Source organism: Halomonas sp. H2 (assembly GCF_050215315.1).
Taxonomy (GTDB): Bacteria; Pseudomonadota; Gammaproteobacteria; order Pseudomonadales; family Halomonadaceae; genus Vreelandella.
Map to the genome: position 1 here is coordinate 2863248 of NZ_CP189760.1, position 22614 is coordinate 2885861.

The window sequence follows — 22614 nt, forward strand, 5'->3', positions numbered from 1 at the left end:
CCCTCATTTATCGCCTACCCGCCATTTATAGTCAAACGGGTGCACTCCAAGGCGCACACCATATTGTTATATGACAATTGTTATATGACGCTCGAATGCTGCGATTCGGGCAACGTACAAGTAAAACGATGGCCCCTCACTCCCATGATGAGCGCGCTAGCGGGAAGGCAGAAATTCCAGAGGATCCTGTGGCTGACCGTCGCGGCGAACCTCAAAGTGCAGTCTGACGTTTTCCGCATCGCTATCCCCCATCGTGGCAATGACTTCACCGACCTCTACCACGTCATTTTCACTGACCCGCAAGCTGTCGTTATGCGCATACGCACTTAGGAATTGATCGTTGTGCTTGAGAAGGATGAGGTTGCCGTAGCCCCTGACTCCACTGCCCGCATAGACCACAATGCCGGGGCCAGCTGCTTTAACAGGTTGCCCCTTTTCACCGGTGATATCAATCCCGGCGGTGATGCTATCACCTTGGCCAAACTCGCCGACGACGTTGCCATCAGTAGGCCACTGCCAGGCAATAGTTTCAGCGGGTGCGTAGGTCCGCGAAGAGCGGTCTGCGCTGGCACTTTGGCTGGCAGCAGCGACTTGAGGCTGTGGTTCTGGCTCAGGTTCGGAAGCTGGTTGAGGCTCTGGCTGCGGTGCGGGCTGTTGAGCTGGCTCTGGTTCTGATTCTGGCTCAGCAGCAGCCACCACTTCTTCGGGCTCCGGCGTCGCCGCGGGCGTCTCGATACTGGCTGAGGGCTCGTTACCGGCTGAGGGCTCCGCCACTTGCTCAGCCGCATCTACGGCATCGCGCTCAGCGGTGAGGCGCTGGTTACGCTGAATGGCGGATTCGTCAGGCAGTAGCCAATCCAGCTCCTGCTCGTCGTTCGCCACTGAAGCAGTCTGCGGATTCAACCCGGTTGCCACTGCGCCACCACCATCTGAGCCATTATTAGCCGCTTGATTACTTGCGGTAGCGGTTGAGGGCGCACCTTCCCGCAGCGCAATGGTTTGTCCCGGCCGAATTTGGTAGGGCGCATCGATATTATTGATGGCCGCCAGTTGGCGATAATCCAGATTGTGCTGCCAGGCAATGCCATACAAGGTATCACCAGCTTTTACGGTATACTGGGGCGAATTTTCCACCGCTTGGCGCGCTTCGCTCAAATCACGCACCTGGGGGCCACCGCCCTGCTGATTGGCACAGCCGGCAATTGCTAATGTCAGCGCAGACATCATAAGCACTTTAAAACTAGAACTTTTACGCATCTAAACCTTACTCCTTTTCAGCGCCAGGCTGGGTATTGATTAGCTGACGATCCGCGTGCCGGTTAAGTAACACGACAATCAGTGCACCCATGGCCATTAGCGCGATAACGCCAGCTACTTGTGCCGAAGCGCCGGTCAATACGGCATAGTCAGCGGGCAGTAAATATCGGTGTTCCAGTGGGATCATTTGTCCCTCTGGCCCTATTTGGTAGCGTAACAGCTCGCGCCATGGCCAGAGAACCGGCAGCGAACCGACGATAAAGCCCAGCAACAGCTGCATGGTGGAGGTGTGGTGGTGGCGTAGCAGCCACGACAGCAGCCGTGAAAACAGTGCTAGCCCAACCAAACAGCCCATACCAAACAGCACGATGATGCCTAAATCCAGGCTACGAATCGCCCCCATGATGGTGCCGTAGAGACCCATTGTCAGCAATAGAAAGCTGCCTGATACCCCAGGCAGCAGCATGGCGCTGATGGCAATGCAGCCCGCCGCCATGACCACCAGAGCCTCGTTACCCAGCAACAGCACCAGAGGCATCATGCCGGGCAGCGCTCGGGCTAGCAATAGGCCCACCAATAGAGGCAGCAGGTACCAAAACTTCCAGCCGTTACTCGCTTGCCCAACCACCAGCGCCGAGGCGGCAACCAAGCCAAAAAAGAAGCCATTCAACAGCAATGGCTGTGCTTCCATCAACCAGAGCGCTAAGTGCGCTACGCTAAACAGGCTAACCGCCACCCCGGCGAGCAGCGGGATAAGAAAAGCGAGATTCAAATGCACGCTCAGCGCTCGCCAGCCGCCTTGACGCCATGCGCCAACAGCACTGGGGCCAAACTGTTTGATCGTGTTAATCAGCTCTGCATATATACCGCTAATAAACGCAATAGTACCTCCCGACACGCCTGGCACTGCGTCGGCGGCCCCCATCCCGGCGCCACGTAAAAATATCCCCAAGGGTTGCCGCTTCAATCCACTACTCCTTGCAATAAGGGTACAAAACGCACGGGCTCAAGCCGGCGTTTTTCAAAAGCCCCACCAATACGCTTTACCTGGGTAAGCCATTGACTACCATCGGGTTCTTCCAACGGGGCGATAAGCACCCCGTCATAACTTAACTGCTCTAATAGCGATGTCGGCACCGTTTGAGCGCAGGCGGTTAACAAAATAACGTCAAACGGCGCAACGTCAGGCCAACCATACCCACCGTCGGCTACGGCTAACGTGGCGGAGGCCGCTAACCGCCGCAAACGCTCCGCCGCACGCTCATGCAGCGCGCTAATCCGCTCTATGGAATAAAGCTGCTCGACCAAACGCGACAAGATGAGGGTTTGATAGCCAGACCCAGTGCCTAGTTCCAATACCCGTTGCGGGGCAGCGCGCAGCACAAGCTCCGTCATACGCGCCACGATGAAGGGCTGTGACAGTGTTTGGCCAAAACCAATCGGCAAGGCGGTATCTTCATAGGCACGATGGGCCAACGCTTCATCAACAAACAGGTGCCGCGGTTCACTAGCCATCACTTCTAGCACGCGGGCATCGTTAATCCCTTGCTGCACAAGGCGTTCGACCATACGGTCACGGGTGCGTTGAGAGGTCATACCACGACCACGCAGTTCACCTGGCGAGATATCAGGCAAAAACATCCAACCAATCCTGCACATCGTTACGCGCGGGGTGACGCGTTAGATCTGTTTGTAAGGGAGTAATCGACACATAGCCCGCCTCGACGGCGGCAAAGTCAGTATCTTCACCGTCATCGGCATTGGCCGCCACCGGCGCAATCCAGTAGCGCGTCCGCCCGCGTGGGTCTTTAACCGCTAACGGCTTTTCTGCTGGCCCGCGATACCCCAGCCGGGTCACTTTAACACCCTTGATTTCTTCCCAGGGTACGTCCGGCACATTGACATTAAGTAGGGTACGCGGTGGAAGCGAGAGCTGATCCGCGGCGCCAATCAACGTGGCGGCGACTCGGGCGGCGGTGGCAAAATGGCGCTCACCGCATAGCGACATGGCAATCGCCGTCATGCCTAGGTTGCGCCCCTCCATTGCCGCGGCCACTGTTCCTGAGTAAAGCACGTCATCGCCCAGGTTACTGCCATGATTAATGCCTGAGATGACTAAGTCCGGTTTCTCATTCCATACCCCATGCACCCCTAAATAGACGCAGTCTGCAGGCGTGCCGTCAACGCTATAAAAGCCGTTATCAAGCGGTGTCAGCGCCAGTGGCCGTGATAGGGTGAGCGAGTTACTGGCACCGCTACGGTCTCGGTCAGGAGCCACTACGCGAACATTGGCATGCGCCATCAGCGCTTCGTGAAGCGCGCGCAATCCAGGCGCGTGCACACCATCATCATTTGAAAGCAGCAGTCGCCGCATCAAAGGTCTCCTTGTTACTAAAGACAAAAGTTATAAGCGCGCAATGTGGCGGCTCATATCCATCTTTTTACCAACCCTCAGTCCACTTATTTATCGTCGATCTGCGGGCTGAATCAGCTCACCACTATCAGTTCACTACTATCAGTTCACTACTATCAGTTCACTCAGTACAGCAGTGGCGAAACTACCGCGCGGTAGGGCAAAGGAGAGCCGAACGACAGCGGGCTCCCAAGTAAGCTGTGGTTCTAGCAAGCGCATGCGCAGTGCTCGGCGTGCCTGCTTGACCCCGCTATGCTCCAAGCCGCTGCATAGCCCAGGGTACTGCTGCAGCAAACGTGCTTCGTAGGCCGCCGCGTCTGCCTGACTTAGTTCACCAACGCCCCACAGCACCCCAGTGGGATGAATATCTAGCTCAGCGGCACGCGCTTCAAGCGTGGCATCAGCGGTTTCGACATTAAACACGCTTTGGGTGCCATCCAGCATTACGCTATCGCCCGCTAGCGGCTGCGACCAGGTACCATCCACCACGCGCGCGCTAAGCAGTTCATTGAACAGGAAGCTACGCGCCGTGGAGAGCATCATACCCTGCCGATCGTCCCGCTTACGCCAACCGCGGTTAAGTAACGCCTCGGCACGCTGAAGATTGCGCCCCTCGGGACCAAACCGCTGGGGGCCAAAATAGTTGGGCACCCCATACTGGCAAAGCGCCGTCCAGCGACTGGCAAACTCATCGCTTTCAATGGCTTCACCGCTCAGCCGCAAAACAAATCGGTTAGTGCGGTGAACGCCGCGCTTGAGTTTACGCGGGTGGCGCACCTGTTCGACCAGCGTGATACCGAATGCATTAAGCGACTGTTCAAGCTCAGCTGGCGCGTCACGCCCAGGCAGGTGCACACTTAACCACTGACGGGTCACCGCAATCCGGTCTTTCATTCCTGAATAGCCAATATCGCGGGGCGTCACACCGCAAAGCCGACTTAATGTTTTTACCACATCTAACGTGGTTTGATTACGCTTTTCAACTCGCAGCCACAAATGCTCGCCATGCGCCTCGGGGGTAAAATCAAGCTGCTCATCGACCCAGAAATCCTCAGGCTGAGCGCGGTACTGCCCCGGCTTGGGTAGGCCGAACTGGGCGTCCAGGTAGCGCTGCCATTCGGGCATTTTAATCATGCAGCGCCTCGGTGCGGTCCAGCAGCACCACCGCTTCAGCGGCAATGCCCTCACCACGACCGGTGAAGCCTAAACGCTCGGTAGTGGTGGCTTTCACATTGACCTGCCCTAGCTCGACACCTAGGTCAGCCGCAATGACTGCTCGCATGGCCTCGATATGTGGGGCCATTTTCGGCGCCTGCGCCATCAGCGTGGCGTCAATATTGACCACCCCGTAGCCCTGACCTTGAACAAGCGTAACGACATGGCGCAGCAGCTCACGGCTATCGGCGCCCGCCCACGCCTGGTCGGTATCGGGAAAGTGGCGACCAATATCGCCTAGCGCACAGGCGCCCAATAGCGCATCGCTAATCGCATGCAGCAATACATCGCCGTCGGAGTGGGCGACAAAACCATGCTCAAACGGCAATTTAACGCCACCGATCATTAGATGGTCGCCGGGGCCAAAGCGGTGTACATCGAATCCATGGCCAATACGCATTATCGGCTCCTTGCAGACGTGAGTTCGTTTTGCGCGGCCATAATGGCAACGGCCAGCGCTAAGTCATCCGGGTGGGTAATTTTCAGGTTATCGCGCCGCCCGCTCACCAACTGTGGAGACTCGCCCAAGGCTTCAACCGCCGATGCTTCGTCGGTTACCAGCGTCTGCTGCTGGCGGGCGGTTTCGAGGGCGCGGCGTAGCAGTGCGTAGCGAAACCCCTGGGGCGTTAGCGCATGCCATAGTCCATCGCGGGACTCGGTTCGTGTACTAAGCCCCAGCGCATCGGCACGCTTCATAGTATCCGCCACCGGCATCGCCAATAGGGCGCCCGAGGGATGGGTTGAAGCCGCTTGGTACAGCGCCTGCAGGTCGCCCGTTGTGATACAAGGGCGGGCCACATCGTGCACCATCACCACGTCGTCATCCTCTGCCGTCATGGCTTGCAAGGCGCTCAACACGCTATCCATTCGCTCGCTGCCCCCCGGCACTCGCTGCCAGTCCGCAAAAGGCACCCAGCATGGCGAGAACCAGCGGTCGCCAGCATCCAAACAGAGCACCAAGCGAGCGGCTGGAAAGGCGCTATGCAGGCGCGCCAAGGTATGCGCCAGCACTGGCTGATCGTCGCTTAGCGTTAAATACTGTTTAGGCTTGCCGGCCCCCATACGCCGGCCTTGGCCTGCGGCGGGAACCACTAGCCATAGTTGACTCACTGCTGGGGCTCCTGGGGCGCAACTAATCCGGCATTAATGCCAATCAGCTCCGCCTCAATCGCCACTCCAGGTACCCAGAAGAACTGTTCGTCGGTACGCACCATGCCCATATCGCTGCGCGCCCGCTCTTCAATGGCGTCTAAACCAGTTTTCAAATCCGTTACTTCGGCGGCCAACCGCGCATTGCGCTCGCGCATGGGTACATTAGCGGCTTCCTGCACCGCTACTCGCTGCTCAACGTTCTGCAAATCTTGCCAGCCGCCGTTGCCTAACCACAGCTCGTATTGCAGCAGCGCCAATACCGCGAGCAGTGTCATCACTAGCCATTTGCGCATCACGGCTCTCCGCTAACCTGTTCCCTTCAACCCATCGGCTGGGCTGAATTTAAAATAAGCTATTTTTGAATAGGCGCGCATTATGCCACTAAGGGACACCCCCAGCGAGCCGCGGTTTATTTAAATGGCAACGCTTGTTGGGCCGCATCGCGGTAGGCGCTGACATGCTCGCCCTCTTGATGACAAAACTGGGCGACGCCCGCCGCTAGCCCTGGGTGGCGAATGTAGTGCAGCGAGCGCACCCGCTGGGGTGTAAAGCCTCGCACCAGCTTATGCTCGCCCTGAGTCCCCGGATCAAATAGCGTCAAATCGTGCTGCAAGCAATACTCGATACCTTGGTAGTAACACGCCTCAAAATGCAGGCAGTCAGCGACCACTTCGCTTCCCCAGTAGCGTCCGTAAAGCGATTGAGTGCCGCGAAAATAGAGCGCGGCCGCTACCGGGCGATCCTCAGCATGGGCCTGCACCAGTACCAGCGACTCTGGCATGGTTTGGCGCAGGCGCTCAAAAAAGTCATGGTTCAGATAAGGCGGGCGGCCACGCTCATGGTAAGTCATCGTGTAACAGCGAAAAAAATGCGCCATAGCAGCCGAGCTAATCGCTGCGCCTTCTAAGCGTGACACCTTCAACCCCTGGTCGGCGACCAAGCGCCGCTCGCGCTTAATCATTTTGCGCCGTTTCGAAGTAAGGCTGGCCAAGAAGCCATCGAAATCACCAAAACCGCGATCACGCCACTGAAACTGCACACCCTCACGGGTGATTAGCTCGGGGCACTGCGCCCGCCATGCGGCCACGTCTTGTTGATCGGCAAATAACAGGTGCCAGCTTGAAAGATCGAGGCTTTGACACTGCTCGCGCCAGGCCTCGGCCAGCAAGGCACGTACCGCCCGTGCATCGGCGTGCTTAGCGACCAGCGTACGCACCCCCGGAACAGGCGTGAACGGTACCGCGCTGAGCGCTTTTGGGTAGTAGCGGCCGCCGACACGCTCCAATGCTTCCGCCCAACCCCAATCAAACACATACTCGCCATAGGAGTGATGTTTACGGTACATCGGCATCGCCGCGACCAACTGCTCCTCTTGCCATACACTTAGGTGGCAAGGCTCCCAACCGGTGGCCTCGCTGACCGAACCACTGGCTTCCAGCGCATATAGAAAGGCATGGCGCAAAAAGGGCTGGTCGTCGCCTACCAGTGCATCCCACTGGCTTGCCGTGACAGCCCCAATGGCAGGTAGAATAGCTAACGACAGCGGGCACAAAGGCATAGCACCTCCTAAGGAGTGCAGGGCAAACAGATAGAGAATACGGGGAAAACGCGGTAAAGATAGCTTGCATCACTTTACACTAACCACAAGCAGTTGCGGTTATGAACGTATACTGTTGCTAACTCCCAATGCCCTACCCGACGCTAGCGGCTCGCCGCGACCGGCTGGCCCAAAGGGCTGTTTGGGTGGCTTCCCCCTGGGCACCCGATTCTTCACAATGATCTGGGCGTACTTGCGTCGCTGACGTATATTAAAACGCTGCTCTTCTCGACGTTCACAGCTCTACTAACCACATGGAGACCGCCAATGGCTCATGACTTACTTGACCGCTTACGCGAACGCTTAGAAGAACTCAACCGCTCGGAGCGTAAAGTCGCCAATGTAATTCTTGAGGACCCGACGGTCGCCACCAGCCTGAGCATTGCCAGCCTAGCCCAGGCGGCAAGTGTCAGCGAGCCCACGGTTAACCGTTTTTGTCGCAACTTTGGGGCCAAAGGCTACCCCGATTTTAAAATCAAACTGGCCCAGAGCCTAGCCGGTGGCACGCCCTATGTAACTCGTGCGGTAGAGCCCGGTGACACCGCCACTCAGTACACTCACAAGATTTTTGGCGCCACCATTGCCGCGCTCGATGAAGCCCAGCGTGAAGTCGATCTGGGCGCCGTTGAGCGGATGGTCGATTACCTCACCCAAGCCAAGCAGATCCACATTTTTGGCCTGGGCGCTTCCGGCGCAGTAGCTCAAGATGCCCAGCACAAGTTCTTTCGCTTCAACCTACCGGTGATGGCTTACATTGATGTGCTGATGCAGCGCATGGTCGCCGCTGCCTGTCATACCGGCGATGTGGTGGTGATTATCTCTTACACCGGGCGTACCCGGGAGCTGGTGGATATTGCTCGGCTCGCCCGCGATGCAGGCGCTGTGGTACTCGGCATTACCGCGCCCAATTCACCGCTGGCTAACGAGTGTACCGCCACACTGGATGTCGCCACGCCGGAAGACACCGACCACTACATGCCGATGACCTCGCGGGTGATTCAGTTAACGCTTATTGACGCGCTGGCCACGGGGGTTACCTTGAGGCGCGGCGAAGACTTTCTACCCCACCTCAAGAAAATTAAAGACAGCCTGCGCGATACCCGCTTTCCGGTGGAAAAGCCTAATAAGTGAGTGGTGAGTGGTGAGTGGTGAGTGGTGAGTGGTGAGTGGTGAGTTATTCGCCATTCACTGCGGCGGTAACGGTAATTTCTACTTTTAGTTCATCGGCAGGCAGCGGTGCGCATACACAGGTGCGCGCCGGTGCATAACCTTCCGGCACCCAGGCATCCCATACCTCGTTCATAGCGGCCACATCGCCGCCATCTTTAAGATAAACCGTGGCGCTAAGCAGTTGCTCACGGCTAGAACCAATCTCCGTTAACAGCGCATCCACCCGCGCCAGCAGGCTTTCTGTTTGCGCGGTAATATCGCCTTCGCGCGCCTCTGGGCCCGCTACTTGGCCACACAGGTAGGCAATTCCCTGGTGAATCACGGCACGGCTCATACGGGCTTTTGTATCGTGGCGTTTAATCGTCATAGTGAAAACTCCTAATCCGTTATAAAAAAGCAGTCTAAACCGCTTAGCCTACCCCTTACCATGCCCAATGCTAAAACGCTTAAAAGCGCTCGGTGGGCACTGGCCGGTGCTCAAAGACCCGCCGCAGCACAAAGCTGGTATGCGCGCCGGTGACCCCTTCGATGCGATTTATCACATGCAGCAGCAAATGCTGATAGTCATCCATATCCTTGACCAATATTTTGAGCTGAAAATCAGCCGCCTGTCCGGTAATAATCAGGCACTCAATCACATTGGGAAGGGTACGGATATGGCGTTCAAAATTATCAAAGCGCTCCGGCGTATGCTGATCCATCGCAATGTGCAGCAACACCATTAGTTGATAACCAAGCTGGCGGGCATCTACCTCAGCGCGATATTGCGTAATCAGCCCGTGCTCCTCCAGGGCGCGCACCCGACGCAGGCAGGGCGAAGGTGAGAGGCCAATGCGCTCGGCAAGCTCCTGGTTACTGATACGCCCTTCCTGCTGTAATACGTTCAGGATATGACGGTCAAAGCGATCAAGCTCAAGAGGGGTTATCGACATAAAGGCAACTCCTGCCAAAAAAATAAACAATTTAGATATTTTATGCCAATCACAAAGGGAAACATACCGCTTTAGCAATAACCTTGCGCGCTAAACCGCGTAAACTGTAGCCACTGCCACAAGTGGGCCACGATTCGGCGCTCAACCCTGCGCTCTCGTCATGCGGCTTACGCCACAAGCGGTCGCCCTTAACAAAACCAACCGTTAGGAAGCTCAACATGTCTGCTTTTGATCATCGCAAATACCGCCCTGCTCCCCGCGTTCCGGCTTTCAACCGCCAATGGCCTGACCGGGAGATTCAACACGCGCCGATTTGGGTGAGTGAAGACCTACGCGATGGCAACCAGGCGCTACTTGAGCCGATGACGGTTGAGCAAAAAAAACGCTTCTGGCACCAAATTATCAACGTCGGTATTAAAGAAGTCATGGTGGGTTTTCCCTCCGCCAGCCAACCTGACTACGACTTTGTGCGCTGGCTAATCGAAGAGAGCCAGATTCCTGACGACGTCACCATTGCGGTGCTGGTGCAGTGCCGCGAGCACTTAATCGAGAAGACGTTTGCCTCTTTGGTTGGCGCCAAGCGAGCCATTATTCACCTCTACAATTCGACCTCGACTATTCAGCGCGAGCGCGTGTTTGAGATGGATCGCGCCGGGATTACCGAGATCGCGGTACAAGGCGCTACCTGGGTCAAAACCTACGCCGCGCAGTATCCAGAAGTTGACTGGCGTTTCCAATACTCCCCCGAGAGCTTCTCCAGTACCGAGATCGATTTCTCCTTGGCGATTTGTGAAGCGGTAATGGAGGTCTGGCAGCCAACGCCGGATAACAAGTGCATTCTTAACCTGCCAACCACGGTGGAAGTCGCTGGGCCGCACCACCACGCGGATCAAATCGAGTATTTCTGCCAACATATTAGCCGCCGCGACAGCGTGATTATCTCGGTACATACCCATAACGATCGCGGCGGTGCCGTGGCCTCTGCCGAACTCGCCCTGCTGGCGGGTGCCGACCGGGTAGAAGGCACGCTGCTCGGTAACGGTGAGCGCACCGGTAATATGGATATCGTCACCCTGGCCATGAACCTCTACAGCCAAGGCATCGACCCGAAACTTGATCTTTCCAACCCCGATGAGATTATCCAGGTGGTTCAAGAGTGCACCGGCATTACCATGCACCCCCGCCACCCGTGGGTAGGCGAGATGGTCTATACCGCGTTCTCAGGCAGCCACCAGGACGCAATACGTAAATCGCTCAAGCATCAAAAACCCAACGAGGCGTGGCAAGTCGCCTATTTGCCGATTGATCCTCACGATATTGGCCGCGATTATCAGGCGGTAATTCGCGTCAACAGCCAATCCGGCAAAGGCGGCATGGCCTTTCTGCTGGAGCGCGACTACGGCATTAACCTGCCCCGCTGGATGATGCTGGCGCTGGCGCCTTACGTGCAGCAAGAGAGCGAAAAACGCGCCAGCGAACTTTCCAGCGCAATGATTCGTCAGGTGATGTTTGATAGCTTCACACAGGAAGCGCCGCTCTCGTTAGTTGATTATCAGCTTTCGAAAGGGCAGCAAGAAGGCATCGAAGTTACCCTCCGCCAAGGCGACGACTTACTTCAGCTTTCTGGTAAAGGCAACGGTGCCATGTCTGCGTTTACCGATGCCTGGCAACGCCACTCTGACAGTAATGTGGGGATTATCGATTACAGCGAGCACTCGCTGGGAGCCAGCAGTGAAGCCAATGCGATTGCCTTTGTGCAGCTCAATATCGATGGCCAGCGCGTTTGTGCGGTTGCCGAGGATAGCGACACCGTCAGCGCATCGCTCAAAGCCCTGCTGTCGGGTATCAATCTCGCGGCTAAGACAAGCGGTCAAGCAGCTCAACTCCAAGCTTCTGCACTAGCACTCTAGCGAACGGTATGGAGTATCCATGCTTAGTGACGCCGCGTCGCTAAGCATGGATTAAGCTGACGACACTCACTATCAGCGCAAAATCAGCACCGGCACTTGGGCTTTACGTAACATCATGGTGGTAGTACTGCCGACAAGAAGATGGCGAATCCGCGAGTGGCCATAGGCGCCCATCACCAACATATCGATGCCGTTTTCTTGTTTATAAGCGCGCAGTGTCTCTTCCACCTCGCCCGCGCGTATAGCCCCTTCCGCGGCGTGCCCCGCTTCACGTAAGGTTTCCAGCGCCCAGTTAAGCTGGGAACGGTTTTCAGCGGTTTCCGCGCCGACGATCACTACATGGCAGGTGGCGCCCTCAAAAAGAGGACTTTTCGCCAGCATCTCCACGCCTTTACGCGCCGTGTTACTACCATCGAACGCCATCATCACGTTATGCGGCTGGGTAAATTGTTTGGGTACCATCAGAATCGGCCGGTGCATTTCCCGCACCACGCGCTCAAGGTTAGAACCTAAATGGCCACTGGCCTGATGAGCGGTTTCACCCCGCTTGCCAAGCACCAGCAAACGCACTTCTTTTTCGTTCTCGACCAGTGTTTCCACCAGCGTGCCGTTGCGCTGTAAACATTGCGGCTCGGCAATACCCGCGTTGATCGCACGCTCTTTGGCCGCGTCCAACAGCAGGCGGCCACGTTCACGGGAAATTTTTGCATGCTGCTCTTCAATGCCTGAGAGTTTTTCTAACAGGTGTTCTCGAGTCCCTAAGCCTAGGTTACCGGTTAAGTCGGGCTCGGCTACCTGGGCATGGTTATCGACGGTATGGATAAAACTGAGCGGCACATTGAGCGCTTTGGCGGCCCAGGCCGCATAATCACACACACCTTCTGAATACTGAGAACTATCGATAGCTGCCAACACGCGATCTGACATCGGTTATTTCTCCTTGAGCGGGCGCACCAACGTTATTGTTATATTCTTTACCTTTTCTACACGAACTCATCGACCCACGACACCCTAAAACGTTCTTTATCCAGCTTCTGTGTCTCTCAAAGGTGCGTGCTACACTTAGCGGCCTATTTATATAGCGGCCACGAGGACACTCATGGGGCATGGCTTAACAAGCGTACTGCTAGTAGCGTTGGGCGGCGCGCTGGGCGGCATGGGTCGATTTGGCGTTTCTAACCTGATGGCGCGCTGGTGGGGTAAAGCCTTTCCCTGGGGAACGCTGGTCGTCAACGCCAGCGGTGCCTTTATCGCAGGCTATTTGCTAGCCAGCCTAGGCATACCCAACGCGCAACCCTCCCCTTTTTGGCTATTTATGGTGGCCGGGCTGCTCGGCGGCTACACCACCGTTTCGTCTTTTAGTCTGCAAACCATTGAGCTATGGCAGAGCAGTCAAGCGCTGCGCTCTGCGCTCAATGTGGCTGCCACACTGCTGCTCGGTTTAGCCATGGTCGCACTGGGCTGGCTAGTCGCTGGAGGTTCCCTGTGAGCGCCTGGAAAGCGTATTTAGCCGTAGGTGCGGGCAGCGGCTTAGGCAGCGTATTGCGCTACGGCGTTTCACTGGGCGCGTTCGCAACACTTGGGGACGCCTTCCCCTGGGGCACGCTGGCCGTTAACGTACTGGGCTCTTGCTTGATTGGCTGGTTGGCGGCAACGATTAGCCGCAGCCCCCACAGCAGCATGGCTCGCTGGCAGCCCGCCTGGGTGGCCGGGTTTTGCGGTGGCTTTACCACCTTTTCGCTGTTTAGCTTAGAGACCATGCACTTTATAGCGCAAGACCAAGTGGGAATAGCGCTGATATACGTCAGCGTCAGCTTACCGCTATGGCTGTTGGCAGCCATTGTCGGTGAGCGTATCGCGCTGGCTCACCGACAACCCTAAACTCCCAATGAAGCAACGTTTATGCGCGACCGGTTAGAACAGCAGCAGTCTTGGATCTACCTAACGTTCATCTGCCTGGGGCTAGGGCTGGGTAGTTGGCTGCCAGCGCTGTCAGAGCCGCTGGAACAACTGCTATGGCCGCTACTCGGCCTATTACTGTACGCCACGTTTACCCAAATTCCGCTGCTGCATATTGCTCGGGGCATGAAAGATAAGCGTTTTATGGTTGCGCTAATGGTCGGTAACTTTATCGCCATTCCAGCCTTTTTAGCGCTTTTGGTGGTTTGGCTACCGCTCTCACCTGCGGTATTGGCTGGTGCTTTACTGGTACTGCTGGTGCCCTGTACCGATTGGTTTATTACCTTCACGCATTTAGGCAAAGGGGATACCGCCCGGGCCGTTGCCGCCACCCCGCTACTACTGCTGGTACAGATGATCGCGTTACCGGTTTATCTGTGGCTGTTCTTAGGCAGTGAGTGGTTTCAGCTGACGCTTTCGACCGAGCTGCTCAGCGCTTTTGCAGGGCTTATCCTTACCCCCTTAGCGCTAGCCTGGCTAACCGAGTACGCCGCTCAACGTCATAAAGCGGTTGAGCGTAGTGTGCATCACATGGGGATGCTACCGGTACCGCTGCTAGCCCTAGTCGTGTTTATGACTGCTGCCTCACAGGTCACGACTGTTTTCGGGCTTAGCCATATACTGATTCAAGTCGTGTTTATTTTTATTGGTTTTTTAGTCTTTGCGGCACTGCTGGGTAAAGGGCTAGGCAAGTTGTTTAAACTGCCAACCGCCAGCGCCCGAACGCTGGCCTTTAGCTTTGCCACGCGGAACTCTTTTGTGATGCTGCCGATTGCGCTAACGCTGCCCAGTGCCTGGCAGGCTGCTGTGGTGGTGATTGTGTTTCAATCATTGGTGGAGCTATTTGGCATGGTGGCGTTCTTACGCTGGGTGCCCAGCAAGCTATTGCCGGAGAGGGACAATTAACTGATGCGGTGATAGCCCCCCAACACCCCCCGCTTACTCATTACCAATTGCCAAAGCTGGATTTCCCTGGCTCGGAATGCACCGGCGCAGCTGAGTAAGTAATAACGCCACATACGATAAAAACCCTCGCCATACTGGCCTTTAAAGGTCGGCCAGTGCGCCTCGAAATTTTGATGCCAGGCCATTAGGGTTCGGTCATAGTCAGCCCCAAAGTTATGTATATCCTCAACCACGAAAAGCGCTTCTGAGGCTTCCGTAAGTAACCCTAGCGTGGGCAGTTCCCCATTGGGAAAAATATACTTATCAATCCATGGGTCAGTAACTGTATTACTTAGATTTTTACCAATAGTATGCAATAAAAACAGTCCATCATCTTTTAAGCAACGGTTTGCGACCATCATAAACTCGCGGTAGTTTTTGTGCCCCACGTGCTCAAACATGCCGATGCTGACAATACGGTCAAACTGCTCGTGCTCATTACGGTAATCCTGTAAGCGAAACTCAACCGGCAAGCCTTTTTTGATCAGCCGTTGCCCGAACTCAGCTTGCTCTTTCGAGATCGTAAGGCCCACGCATTCAACACCGTAATGCTCGGCGGCGTAGGCCATAAAGCTGCCCCAACCGCAGCCGATGTCGAGGATACGCATACCGGGCTTTAGATCTAGCTTACGACAAATAAGGTCTAGCTTGGTTTCCTGAGCATCATCTAATGTTTGGGCATTTTTCCAATAGCCGCAGGTATAGGTCATGCGCTGATCGAGCATGGAAGCGTAAAAATCATTGCCCAGATCATAATGTTTTTCGCCTACTTCCCACGCGCGCTTAACGGTTTGGCGGTTCAGTAAACGTGAACGTAACGAGTAATAAACCAGTTGGGTAGGCTTAATACGTTGCCCAAGCTGGGCACGCATCAAGCGATAAAACAGTTCATCGAGCTGATCAGCTTCCCAATCTCCGTTCATATAGCTTTCGCCAAGCCCTAGGTTACCTCGCGAAAGGGCGCTATCGATAACACCAGATGCTTTTAGCTTTATATCCCAGGGGCGTTGACCATCCAATTGAATATCGGCCTGGGCCAGTAGATCGACGACAAAACGATGGGAGGAAGAGGCTTCGTCGAAGCCAAGAGGCTTTTTTTCCAACATAGGCATGTTCACAGCAGGCTCCTTACGCTATTCCAGTGGGTGAATAGGCCACAACCTGACTACTAGCATAGAAGCGCATTGCAACATTAGCATCATTTGATGGAGATAATTTATGCACTGCAGAGACTAAAAAGCCAGCTCACTCAAGAAAGAGGGCCGGCTGCGAAGGTAATACGCAAAGCGAGTTAAACGGTTATGCGCTGCTGCTTTTTTGAGTTTTAGCTTAGCGAGCCCTAGCGCAAAATCAGTACCGGTATGCGACTACCACGTAGCATGGCCGTTGTGGTGCTACCTACCAGCAGGTGTCGAATACGAGAGTGTCCGTAGGCCCCCATCACCAGTAGATCAATGCTGTGCTCTTTTTCGTAGGCTTGCAGGGCTTCATCTACCTCGCCAGCACGAATAGCGCCTTCGGCTTGGTGGCCCGCTTCACGCAATGTGCTTAACGCCCACTCAAGCTCGGAGCGGTGTTCAGCCGTTTCCGCACCCACGATCAGCACATGGCACTCAGTGCCCGCAAAAAGTGGCGAGCGTGCCAACATTTCAACGCCTTTACGAGCGGTTTTGCTACCATCAAAAGCCATCAATATCTTTTCAGGCCGCTTGAAGGTTTTCGGCACCATCAGGATCGGGCGGTGCAATTCACGCACCACACGCTCAAGGTTAGAGCCAAGATGGCCACTGGCTTGGTGGGCAGTTTCACCGCGCTTGCCCACCACCAGCAAACGTATGTCTTTCTCAAGCTCTAACAGGCTTTCCACCAGGGTGCCATTGCGCTGGCGCGTGATGGGGTCGCTGACCCCATCCTCTATGGCGCGCTCTTTGGCGGCTTCCAGCATCAACTTGCCTTGTTCGCGATTCACCTTCGCGCGCTGCTCATCAAGTTCGGAAAGCTCTTTCATCAGCCGTTCGCGGGCACCGAAGCGCAGATTGCCGGAAAGGTTCTGCTCTTCGGGTACGTCCGAATGGTTGTCGACCACATGCACAAAGGTTAACGGTGCCTCCATGGCCAAGCTTGCCCAGGCGGCATAATCGCAGACGCCTTCGGAAAACTGGGAGCCGTCAATAGCGGCTAATACCTGATCTGTCATGTTGCGCTCCTTGCGTTGGTTAGTGGCCGCCCATCAACTTTTCAACCGCTTCGGGGTCGTTATGAACCGCATAGCGATCCACCACCGTCGCGCTGGCTTCGCTCAACCCGACCATCTCTACCTCGGTACCTTCACGGCGGAATTTAATCACCACGCGATCCAGCGCCTGTACGGCGGTAATGTCCCAGAAGTGTGCACGGGAGAGGTTGATGGTGACTTTATCGATACTCTCTTTAAAGTCGAAGGCGGCGATAAAGCGCTCGGAGGAAGCAAAGAACACCTGACCGACGACTTCGTATTCACGCACTTTCCCCGGTTCTATTTCTTTGGAGCCGATATACATGATGTTGCCGACTTTGTTGGCAAAGAACATCGCCGCTAACAGCACACCAACGAATACGCCAATCGCCAAGTTGTGGGTACCTACCGTTACGATAACGGTGGCCACCATGACGATATTAGTGCTCATGGGATGCTTTTTCAGATCGCGAATTGACTCCCAGCTAAAGGTACCGATAGAGACCATAATCATTACCGCCACCAGCGCGGCCATGGGGATCTGGGATACCCAATCGGCCAGGAAAACCACCATCAGCAGTAGTGCGATACCGGCAATTAACGTCGAGGTACGACGGCGGCCGCCGGATTTAATATTGATCACCGATTGGCCAATCATGGCGCAGCCCGCCATACCACCAATCAAACCCGCGCCAATGTTGGCAATACCCTGGCCTTTACACTCGCGGTTTTTATCGCTTTTGGTATCAGTTAAGTCATCAATAATGGTCGCCGTCATCATTGATTCAAGCAGGCCCACCACGGTTAACATTAGCGAATAGGGCAGGATGATCATCAGGGTTTCAAAGTTCAGCGGCACATCGGGCCATAAGAACATCGGCAGGCTATCGGGCAGCTCGCCCATATCGCCAACGCTGCGAATATCCATGCCGGTCAGCATGTACACGGCGGTGAGTACAACAATACATACCAGTGGCGAAGGAATGGCTTTACCCACTACCGGCACATAGGGGAAGCCGTAAATGATGGCTAAGCCCGCAATGGTCATTGCATAAACGTGCCAAGTGACGTCAGTCAGCTCGGGCAACTGGGCTATAAAGATCAGTATGGCCAGCGCGTTGACAAACCCTGTCACCACCGAGCGCGATACGAATCGCATCAACTCAGCAAGCTTTAGATAACCTGCCACAATCTGCAGCACACCGGTCAACAGCGTAGCGGCCAGCAGGTACTCTAAACCGTGCTCTTTCACCAGGGTGATCATCAGTAGCGCCATGGCGCCGGTTGCCGCTGAGATCATGCCTGAGCGGCCGCCAGTAAAGGCGATAATCACACAGATAGCGAAGGAGGCATAAAGACCGACCTTTGGGTCAACGCCTGCGATGATCGAAAACGCAATAGCCTCGGGGATTAGTGCAAGGGCCACGACAATCCCCGCCAGGGTGTCGCCCTTGAGGTTGGAGAGCCAGGATTGTTTAAACTTTTCGTACATGCGAGGGATCCATGGTTTTAGGTTAATAACAGGCCAAAAGCGTTCAAACAGCGCAGCCAACAGTGTGGAACGCCGCCAACAATTGGCACGCTGGGATGGTCAGTTTTCTTAATTTTAAATAGTGGTGAGCTAGCGTTAGGTATTGCTAAATTCGGGTACTGAGATTGTAAGTACCACAAAGTGGTGACAGCACAGTGAATGCGCTATCAGCACCTTTGGAAGGGGAGCTGGCGGGCTAGGGCGGAGTCATCAGCCCTGGATTGCGATGAGTCAATGTGGTCATTGGCAAATATTCTTTTCAGAAAGCAATTTACAGGAAAGCGTAGTGCGACAAAGCGCCATAGCTTACCAGTAATCCTGCTGCATTGCACCCAACGTCTAACACCGCTAGTTAGGCTCTACCACTACGTAATAGATCGCTACTATAGGTAAAGTGACCTTCACCCCCTTTCTGAAGTACCATTGCGCCGCTAAAAGAGAGACATTAAATCCCAACTTTTCACGTTGAAGCGGCACGCCATTCTTTACGGAACAAGCCTGCCGATTAAAGAGGAACAGTACATGAGCCAATCTATTGCAGTCATCAAGGGCGATGGTATCGGCCCCGAGATTATGGACGCCACGCTGCGAGTACTCGACGCGCTAGATTGCGGCTTAACCTACCAGCATATTGATGCGGGCCTTGGAGCCCTTGAAAAGCACGGCACGCTGATTCCTCAGGAGTCACTCGATGCCATTGAGAAGTACGGCATCGCGCTGAAAGGCCCGCTGACCACGCCAATTGGTAAGGGCTTCTCCTCGATTAACGTACAGCTGCGTCGTCACTTTGACCTTTACGCCAACGTGCGCCCAGCGATTAGCTTCCCTGGCACCCGCTCGCGCTACGACAATATCGATATGATCACCGTGCGTGAAAATACCGAAGGTGCGTATCTTTCCGACGGCCAGGAGATGATCGACGACGGCGATACCGGTATTTCGGTGATCAAAGTCACCCGCAAAGGCTCCGAGCGTATTGTGCGCTACGCCTTTGAGCTGGCCAAAAACAACGGCCGCAAAAAAGTTACCGCGGTGCATAAAGCCAATATCATCAAAACCAGCTCAGGGCTGTTCTTGGATGTGGCGCGCGAAATCGCCAAAGAGTACCCCGAGATCAAATTCCAAGAGATGATCGTCGATAACGCCTGCATGCAGCTGGTAATGAACCCACATCAGTTTGATGTAGTAGTCACCACCAACCTGTTTGGCGATATTCTCTCTGACCTTTGCGCTGGCTTAGTCGGCGGCTTGGGCCTGGCGCCTGGGGCGAACATCGGCGAAAAAGCGGCGATCTTTGAAGCTGTGCATGGCTCAGCGCCGGATATCGAAGGCAAAAACATTGCTAACCCCTGTGCCCTGCTGCTGGCTGCCGCGCAAATGCTCGATCACCTGGGCATGAACGAAAAAGGCGACGCTATCCGCCAGGGTATTCGTACCGTGCTGGAAACCCGCCGCGATATGGTCACCCCCGATATGGGCGGAACCGGCAGCACCGATTCCTTTGCCCAGGCGTTGGTCGAATACGTACAAAGCTAGTTCGTAAAGAGCTAACGGGGTTAGTTTGTCTTAAACGTCGGTAAAGCGGTAACGCAATAAATGCAACGCATTGAGGGTGACCAGTACGGTCGCCCCGGTGTCCGCCATTACCGCGACCCACATCCCTGTAATCCCCAGCGCCGTAGAGACCAAAAACAGCGCCTTGAAGCCAAGCGCCAAGGCCACATTGGTTTTTACATTGCGCATGGTCGCCCGGGAAAGTGCGATCATCTCGGCTATCCCGCCTACGCGGTTTTTAAGCAGCGCGGCGTCGGCGGTTTCAAGCGCCACATCAGTACCACTGCCCATCGCAATACCTACCTCTGCCGCTGCGAGTGCCGGAGCATCGTTAATACCATCGCCCACTTTACCTATCGGCCCAAGCCTTTGTGCCTGCCACTGGCGCACACGCTGGGCTTTATCTTCCGGCATCAGCTCGCCTTCTGCTTCAATACCCAACTGTTCACCAATGGCCGCCACGGTGCGGGCATTATCACCGCTGAGCATCACGGCTTGCACGCCTAGGCGCTCCAACGCTTGAAGACCTTCGCGAGCATCTTCACGGGGTTCATCACGCAGTGCAATTAGCCCAATAGGCCGCTGGTTTTCTACCAGTACCGCGAGGCTTTTGCCCTGCTGTTCCAATGCCTCAATACGTGCGTCCCAATCGTTTGCTGAATTATCGAAGCGTTGCAAGTAGCGCGGGCTAACGAGCATCAGTTCACGCCCTTCCACCTCACCAGCAACGCCCTGCCCCGCGAGCGCACGACCGCCATGTACGACAGGCAAGGAAGATCCAAGCTGGGCATCATTATTGTGAACATCGTCACTATAAAAATAGTCACTAATCGCCACAGCCAGGGGGTGGCTCGCCCCCTGTTCCAGGGCGGCGGCAAGGCGCACTACTTCGTCAAGACTGACGCCATTAAAGCTCTCTACATCCGTCACCGTCGGCTTGCCCGCAGTCAGCGTACCGGTTTTATCCAGCGCGACCCGTTTGAGCTTGCCTAGCTGCTCTAGCACCGCGCCGCCTTTCATCAGCAGGCCGTTGCGAGCGCCCACCGATAGACCGGCGGCAATCGCCGCAGGCGTCGAGATCACCAGCGCGCAGGGGCAGGCAATCAGCAGCAGCGCTAAGGCGCGGTAAATGGATTCTGACCACAGCATCGACGACACCAGCGGCGGCACGATAGCGACCAGCAGCGCCACACCAACCACCGCAGGCATATAGTAAAACGCGAAGCGGTCAATAAAGCGGGCCACCGGCGCTTTCGACGCCTGGGCCTCCTCCACCAGCTTAATTACCCGCGCGATGGTGTTGTTTTCAGCGCTGCGGGTCACCTCGACCTCTAATATGCCATCCAGGTTGACCGTGCCCGCAAACACCGCTTCCCCCTCGCCGCGCTCCCGGGGTACCGATTCGCCATTGACCGGCGATTCATCGATTGAAGAATTTCCGGACATAATTTGCCCATCACAGGGTAGCCGGTCACCGGGGCGCACCTGAACACGTTGGCCAGGCTCAAGCGAAGCAGCAGCGACTTCGCGGATTTCGCCCTGTTCTAATAGCCGCGCGGTAGAAGGCGTTAGCTTGGAAAGCGCCGAGATACTACGGCGCGCCTGGGCGGCAGCCACTCCCTCTAGCAGCTCACCCACGGCAAACAGAAACACCACCACCGCCGCTTCGGCCGCGGCATTAATGGCCAGCGCACCCATAGCGGCGATGCTCATTAGCATCTCAATGGTGAAGGGGTTGCCCAGTTTGAGCGCTTGCCAGGCATGCTGAATAATCGGCACCAGGCCCACCAGCGTCGCCGCGATAAAGGGCCAACTGCCCAGCGCAGGCCAAGCAAATTTAAGCCCCCAGGCAAGCGCCAGCAGCACCCCGCTAACGAGCACTAAACGCCCTTTAGGCGTCTGCCACCAGCGGGTAGCACTCTTCTCACCATGAGCAGCCGAGGACTCATTCATCACTTGGTAGCCGAGCGCAGTAATCGTCGACTCAATCTCAGCGCGTGGCAGCGATTGCCCTGGCAGTGAGGTGAGTTGCACCGTCCCCGTTACCGCGCTCGCGGAAACCTGCTCAACGTGGTTTAAGCGCGTTAGTGCCGATTCAACTTTCCGTTCGCAGCCGCCGCAGTCCATGCCCTGCACGCGCAGGGTGGTAGGTGCGCTCGCCGCTGGTGGCGTCTGGTGTTGTGTCGTTTTAACAGGTGTGGTGCCACTCATCGCTCTTCGCTCCAAGTTCGTCTATCTTGAGAGCAGCGTAATACCTATAGTCACTAGAGGTTCAAGCAATGAAAGATCAAAACCCTGAGCCACCCGCCAATGAGCGTTATATCGGCATTGGCGAACTAGCACGTGAATCCAGCTGCAAGCCAGAAACCGTGCGCTATTACGAACACATTGGCTTGTTGCCTTCAGCACCACGCAATGAAGGCAATCAACGTCGCTACACTACGACCGCTATCCGCCGCCTGACGTTTATTCGTCATGCGCGGGATTTTGGCTTTTCAGTAGAAGCCGTACGAGAGCTGTTACAAATGGCCGATCAACCGGCGATGCCCTGCGACGAGGTCGATACGCTGGCCAAGCGCCATCTAGCGGAAGTTGAAGCACGGCTTGCACGGCTAACGGCGGTGCGCGATGAATTACAGCGTATGATTCAGCAGTGTGCGGGGGGCAATATTGGTCACTGTCATATTATCGACGTGCTTAGCGACCACCGCCTATGCAAGCACTCGGGCCCCCATGGCGGTGCGGATGTCATCGGTTAGCGCCG

At 55.7% G+C, this 22614-nt stretch carries 23 protein-coding genes; 7 read left to right on the plus strand and 16 right to left on the minus strand.

Annotated elements, in window-relative coordinates; genetic code table 11:
• Positions 1 to 156 precede the first annotated feature (156 nt).
• The 9 genes from ACQE2I_RS13315 to ACQE2I_RS13355 form a co-directional block, all read right to left on the minus strand.
• The gene (locus ACQE2I_RS13315; protein ID WP_427028550.1) at positions 157 to 1257 is read right to left on the minus strand and encodes a peptidoglycan DD-metalloendopeptidase family protein; all 1101 of its coding nucleotides are present in this window, start codon (positions 1255 to 1257) and stop codon (positions 157 to 159) included.
• A 7-nt stretch (positions 1258 to 1264) separates the two neighbouring features.
• Entirely contained in the window at positions 1265 to 2224 is a 960-nt protein-coding gene (locus ACQE2I_RS13320; protein ID WP_427028551.1) for a DUF368 domain-containing protein, read from the minus strand.
• Positions 2221 to 2898 carry a protein-L-isoaspartate(D-aspartate) O-methyltransferase gene (locus ACQE2I_RS13325; protein ID WP_427028552.1) on the minus strand — a complete coding sequence of 226 codons (678 nt, stop codon included), beginning with the start codon at positions 2896 to 2898 and terminating at the stop codon, positions 2221 to 2223. Before ACQE2I_RS13325 ends, ACQE2I_RS13320 begins: the two co-directional genes overlap by 4 nt.
• Positions 2885 to 3631, minus strand: coding sequence for a 5'/3'-nucleotidase SurE (gene surE, locus ACQE2I_RS13330; RefSeq protein WP_427028553.1), 747 nt, complete (start codon positions 3629 to 3631; stop codon positions 2885 to 2887). Before surE ends, ACQE2I_RS13325 begins: the two co-directional genes overlap by 14 nt.
• A gap of 141 nt (positions 3632 to 3772) precedes the next feature.
• The gene (truD, locus tag ACQE2I_RS13335) at positions 3773 to 4804 is read right to left on the minus strand and encodes a tRNA pseudouridine(13) synthase TruD (protein ID WP_427028554.1); all 1032 of its coding nucleotides are present in this window, start codon (positions 4802 to 4804) and stop codon (positions 3773 to 3775) included.
• Positions 4797 to 5285: a 2-C-methyl-D-erythritol 2,4-cyclodiphosphate synthase gene (gene ispF, locus ACQE2I_RS13340; protein ID WP_427028555.1), complete on the minus strand. Its 489-nt coding sequence runs from the start codon at positions 5283 to 5285 to the stop codon at positions 4797 to 4799. Before ispF ends, truD begins: the two co-directional genes overlap by 8 nt.
• A complete protein-coding gene (gene ispD, locus ACQE2I_RS13345; RefSeq protein ID WP_427028556.1) occupies positions 5285 to 5995 on the minus strand; it encodes a 2-C-methyl-D-erythritol 4-phosphate cytidylyltransferase in 711 nt (236 codons plus the stop codon). The genes ispF and ispD overlap by 1 nt, the downstream gene beginning before the upstream one ends.
• Positions 5992 to 6330: a cell division protein FtsB gene (gene ftsB, locus ACQE2I_RS13350; protein WP_427028557.1), complete on the minus strand. Its 339-nt coding sequence runs from the start codon at positions 6328 to 6330 to the stop codon at positions 5992 to 5994. The genes ispD and ftsB overlap by 4 nt, the downstream gene beginning before the upstream one ends.
• A gap of 116 nt (positions 6331 to 6446) precedes the next feature.
• On the minus strand, positions 6447 to 7595 hold the full coding sequence (locus ACQE2I_RS13355) for a GNAT family N-acetyltransferase (RefSeq protein WP_427028558.1): 1149 nt from the start codon (positions 7593 to 7595) through the stop codon (positions 6447 to 6449).
• A 306-nt stretch (positions 7596 to 7901) separates the two neighbouring features.
• Here ACQE2I_RS13355 and ACQE2I_RS13360 point away from each other — a divergent pair, with 306 nt between their 5' ends.
• Entirely contained in the window at positions 7902 to 8765 is an 864-nt protein-coding gene (locus tag ACQE2I_RS13360) for a MurR/RpiR family transcriptional regulator (RefSeq protein ID WP_427028559.1), read from the plus strand.
• 43 nt (positions 8766 to 8808) lie between these two features.
• Here the strand turns inward: ACQE2I_RS13360 and ACQE2I_RS13365 are convergent, their stop codons facing one another.
• Both ACQE2I_RS13365 and ACQE2I_RS13370 read right to left on the minus strand, forming a co-directional pair.
• Positions 8809 to 9171, minus strand: coding sequence for a RidA family protein (locus ACQE2I_RS13365; protein WP_427028560.1), 363 nt, complete (start codon positions 9169 to 9171; stop codon positions 8809 to 8811).
• 79 nt (positions 9172 to 9250) lie between these two features.
• On the minus strand, positions 9251 to 9736 hold the full coding sequence (locus ACQE2I_RS13370) for an Lrp/AsnC family transcriptional regulator (RefSeq protein WP_427028561.1): 486 nt from the start codon (positions 9734 to 9736) through the stop codon (positions 9251 to 9253).
• 218 nt (positions 9737 to 9954) lie between these two features.
• On the opposite strand from ACQE2I_RS13370, the gene ACQE2I_RS13375 reads away from it, so the two are divergent.
• The gene (locus ACQE2I_RS13375; RefSeq protein ID WP_427028562.1) at positions 9955 to 11646 is read left to right on the plus strand and encodes a 2-isopropylmalate synthase; all 1692 of its coding nucleotides are present in this window, start codon (positions 9955 to 9957) and stop codon (positions 11644 to 11646) included.
• Positions 11647 to 11718: 72 nt separating this feature from the next.
• On the opposite strand, the gene ACQE2I_RS13380 is transcribed toward ACQE2I_RS13375, so the two are convergent.
• Positions 11719 to 12573: a universal stress protein gene (locus tag ACQE2I_RS13380; RefSeq protein ID WP_427028563.1), complete on the minus strand. Its 855-nt coding sequence runs from the start codon at positions 12571 to 12573 to the stop codon at positions 11719 to 11721.
• 172 nt (positions 12574 to 12745) lie between these two features.
• Here ACQE2I_RS13380 and crcB point away from each other — a divergent pair, with 172 nt between their 5' ends.
• Genes crcB through ACQE2I_RS13395 form a run of 3 tightly spaced genes read left to right on the plus strand, consistent with a single transcriptional unit; the run spans position 12746 to position 14511 of the window.
• A complete protein-coding gene (gene crcB / locus ACQE2I_RS13385; protein WP_427028564.1) occupies positions 12746 to 13135 on the plus strand; it encodes a fluoride efflux transporter CrcB in 390 nt (129 codons plus the stop codon).
• Entirely contained in the window at positions 13132 to 13527 is a 396-nt protein-coding gene (locus ACQE2I_RS13390; protein WP_427028565.1) for a fluoride efflux transporter FluC, read from the plus strand. The genes crcB and ACQE2I_RS13390 overlap by 4 nt, the downstream gene beginning before the upstream one ends.
• A gap of 21 nt (positions 13528 to 13548) precedes the next feature.
• Positions 13549 to 14511, plus strand: a complete 963-nt coding sequence (locus ACQE2I_RS13395) for an arsenic resistance protein (protein WP_427028566.1) — start codon at positions 13549 to 13551, stop codon at positions 14509 to 14511.
• Here ACQE2I_RS13395 and cfa read toward each other — a convergent pair.
• From cfa to ACQE2I_RS13410, 3 genes are all read right to left on the minus strand, one after another.
• On the minus strand, positions 14508 to 15662 hold the full coding sequence (cfa, locus tag ACQE2I_RS13400) for a cyclopropane fatty acyl phospholipid synthase (RefSeq protein WP_427031472.1): 1155 nt from the start codon (positions 15660 to 15662) through the stop codon (positions 14508 to 14510). The genes ACQE2I_RS13395 and cfa overlap by 4 nt on opposite strands.
• Before the next feature lie 227 nt (positions 15663 to 15889).
• A complete protein-coding gene (locus ACQE2I_RS13405) occupies positions 15890 to 16747 on the minus strand; it encodes a universal stress protein (protein WP_427028567.1) in 858 nt (285 codons plus the stop codon).
• 19 nt (positions 16748 to 16766) lie between these two features.
• A complete protein-coding gene (locus tag ACQE2I_RS13410) occupies positions 16767 to 18257 on the minus strand; it encodes a SulP family inorganic anion transporter (RefSeq protein ID WP_427028568.1) in 1491 nt (496 codons plus the stop codon).
• A gap of 561 nt (positions 18258 to 18818) precedes the next feature.
• On the opposite strand from ACQE2I_RS13410, the gene ACQE2I_RS13415 reads away from it, so the two are divergent.
• Positions 18819 to 19832, plus strand: coding sequence for an isocitrate dehydrogenase (locus tag ACQE2I_RS13415; protein WP_427028569.1), 1014 nt, complete (start codon positions 18819 to 18821; stop codon positions 19830 to 19832).
• 30 nt (positions 19833 to 19862) lie between these two features.
• Here ACQE2I_RS13415 and ACQE2I_RS13420 read toward each other — a convergent pair whose 3' ends face one another.
• A complete protein-coding gene (locus ACQE2I_RS13420) occupies positions 19863 to 22061 on the minus strand; it encodes a heavy metal translocating P-type ATPase (RefSeq protein WP_427028570.1) in 2199 nt (732 codons plus the stop codon).
• Positions 22062 to 22129: 68 nt separating this feature from the next.
• Here ACQE2I_RS13420 and ACQE2I_RS13425 point away from each other — a divergent pair, with 68 nt between their 5' ends.
• On the plus strand, positions 22130 to 22609 hold the full coding sequence (locus ACQE2I_RS13425) for a MerR family transcriptional regulator (protein ID WP_427028571.1): 480 nt from the start codon (positions 22130 to 22132) through the stop codon (positions 22607 to 22609).
• Positions 22610 to 22614 lie beyond the last annotated feature (5 nt).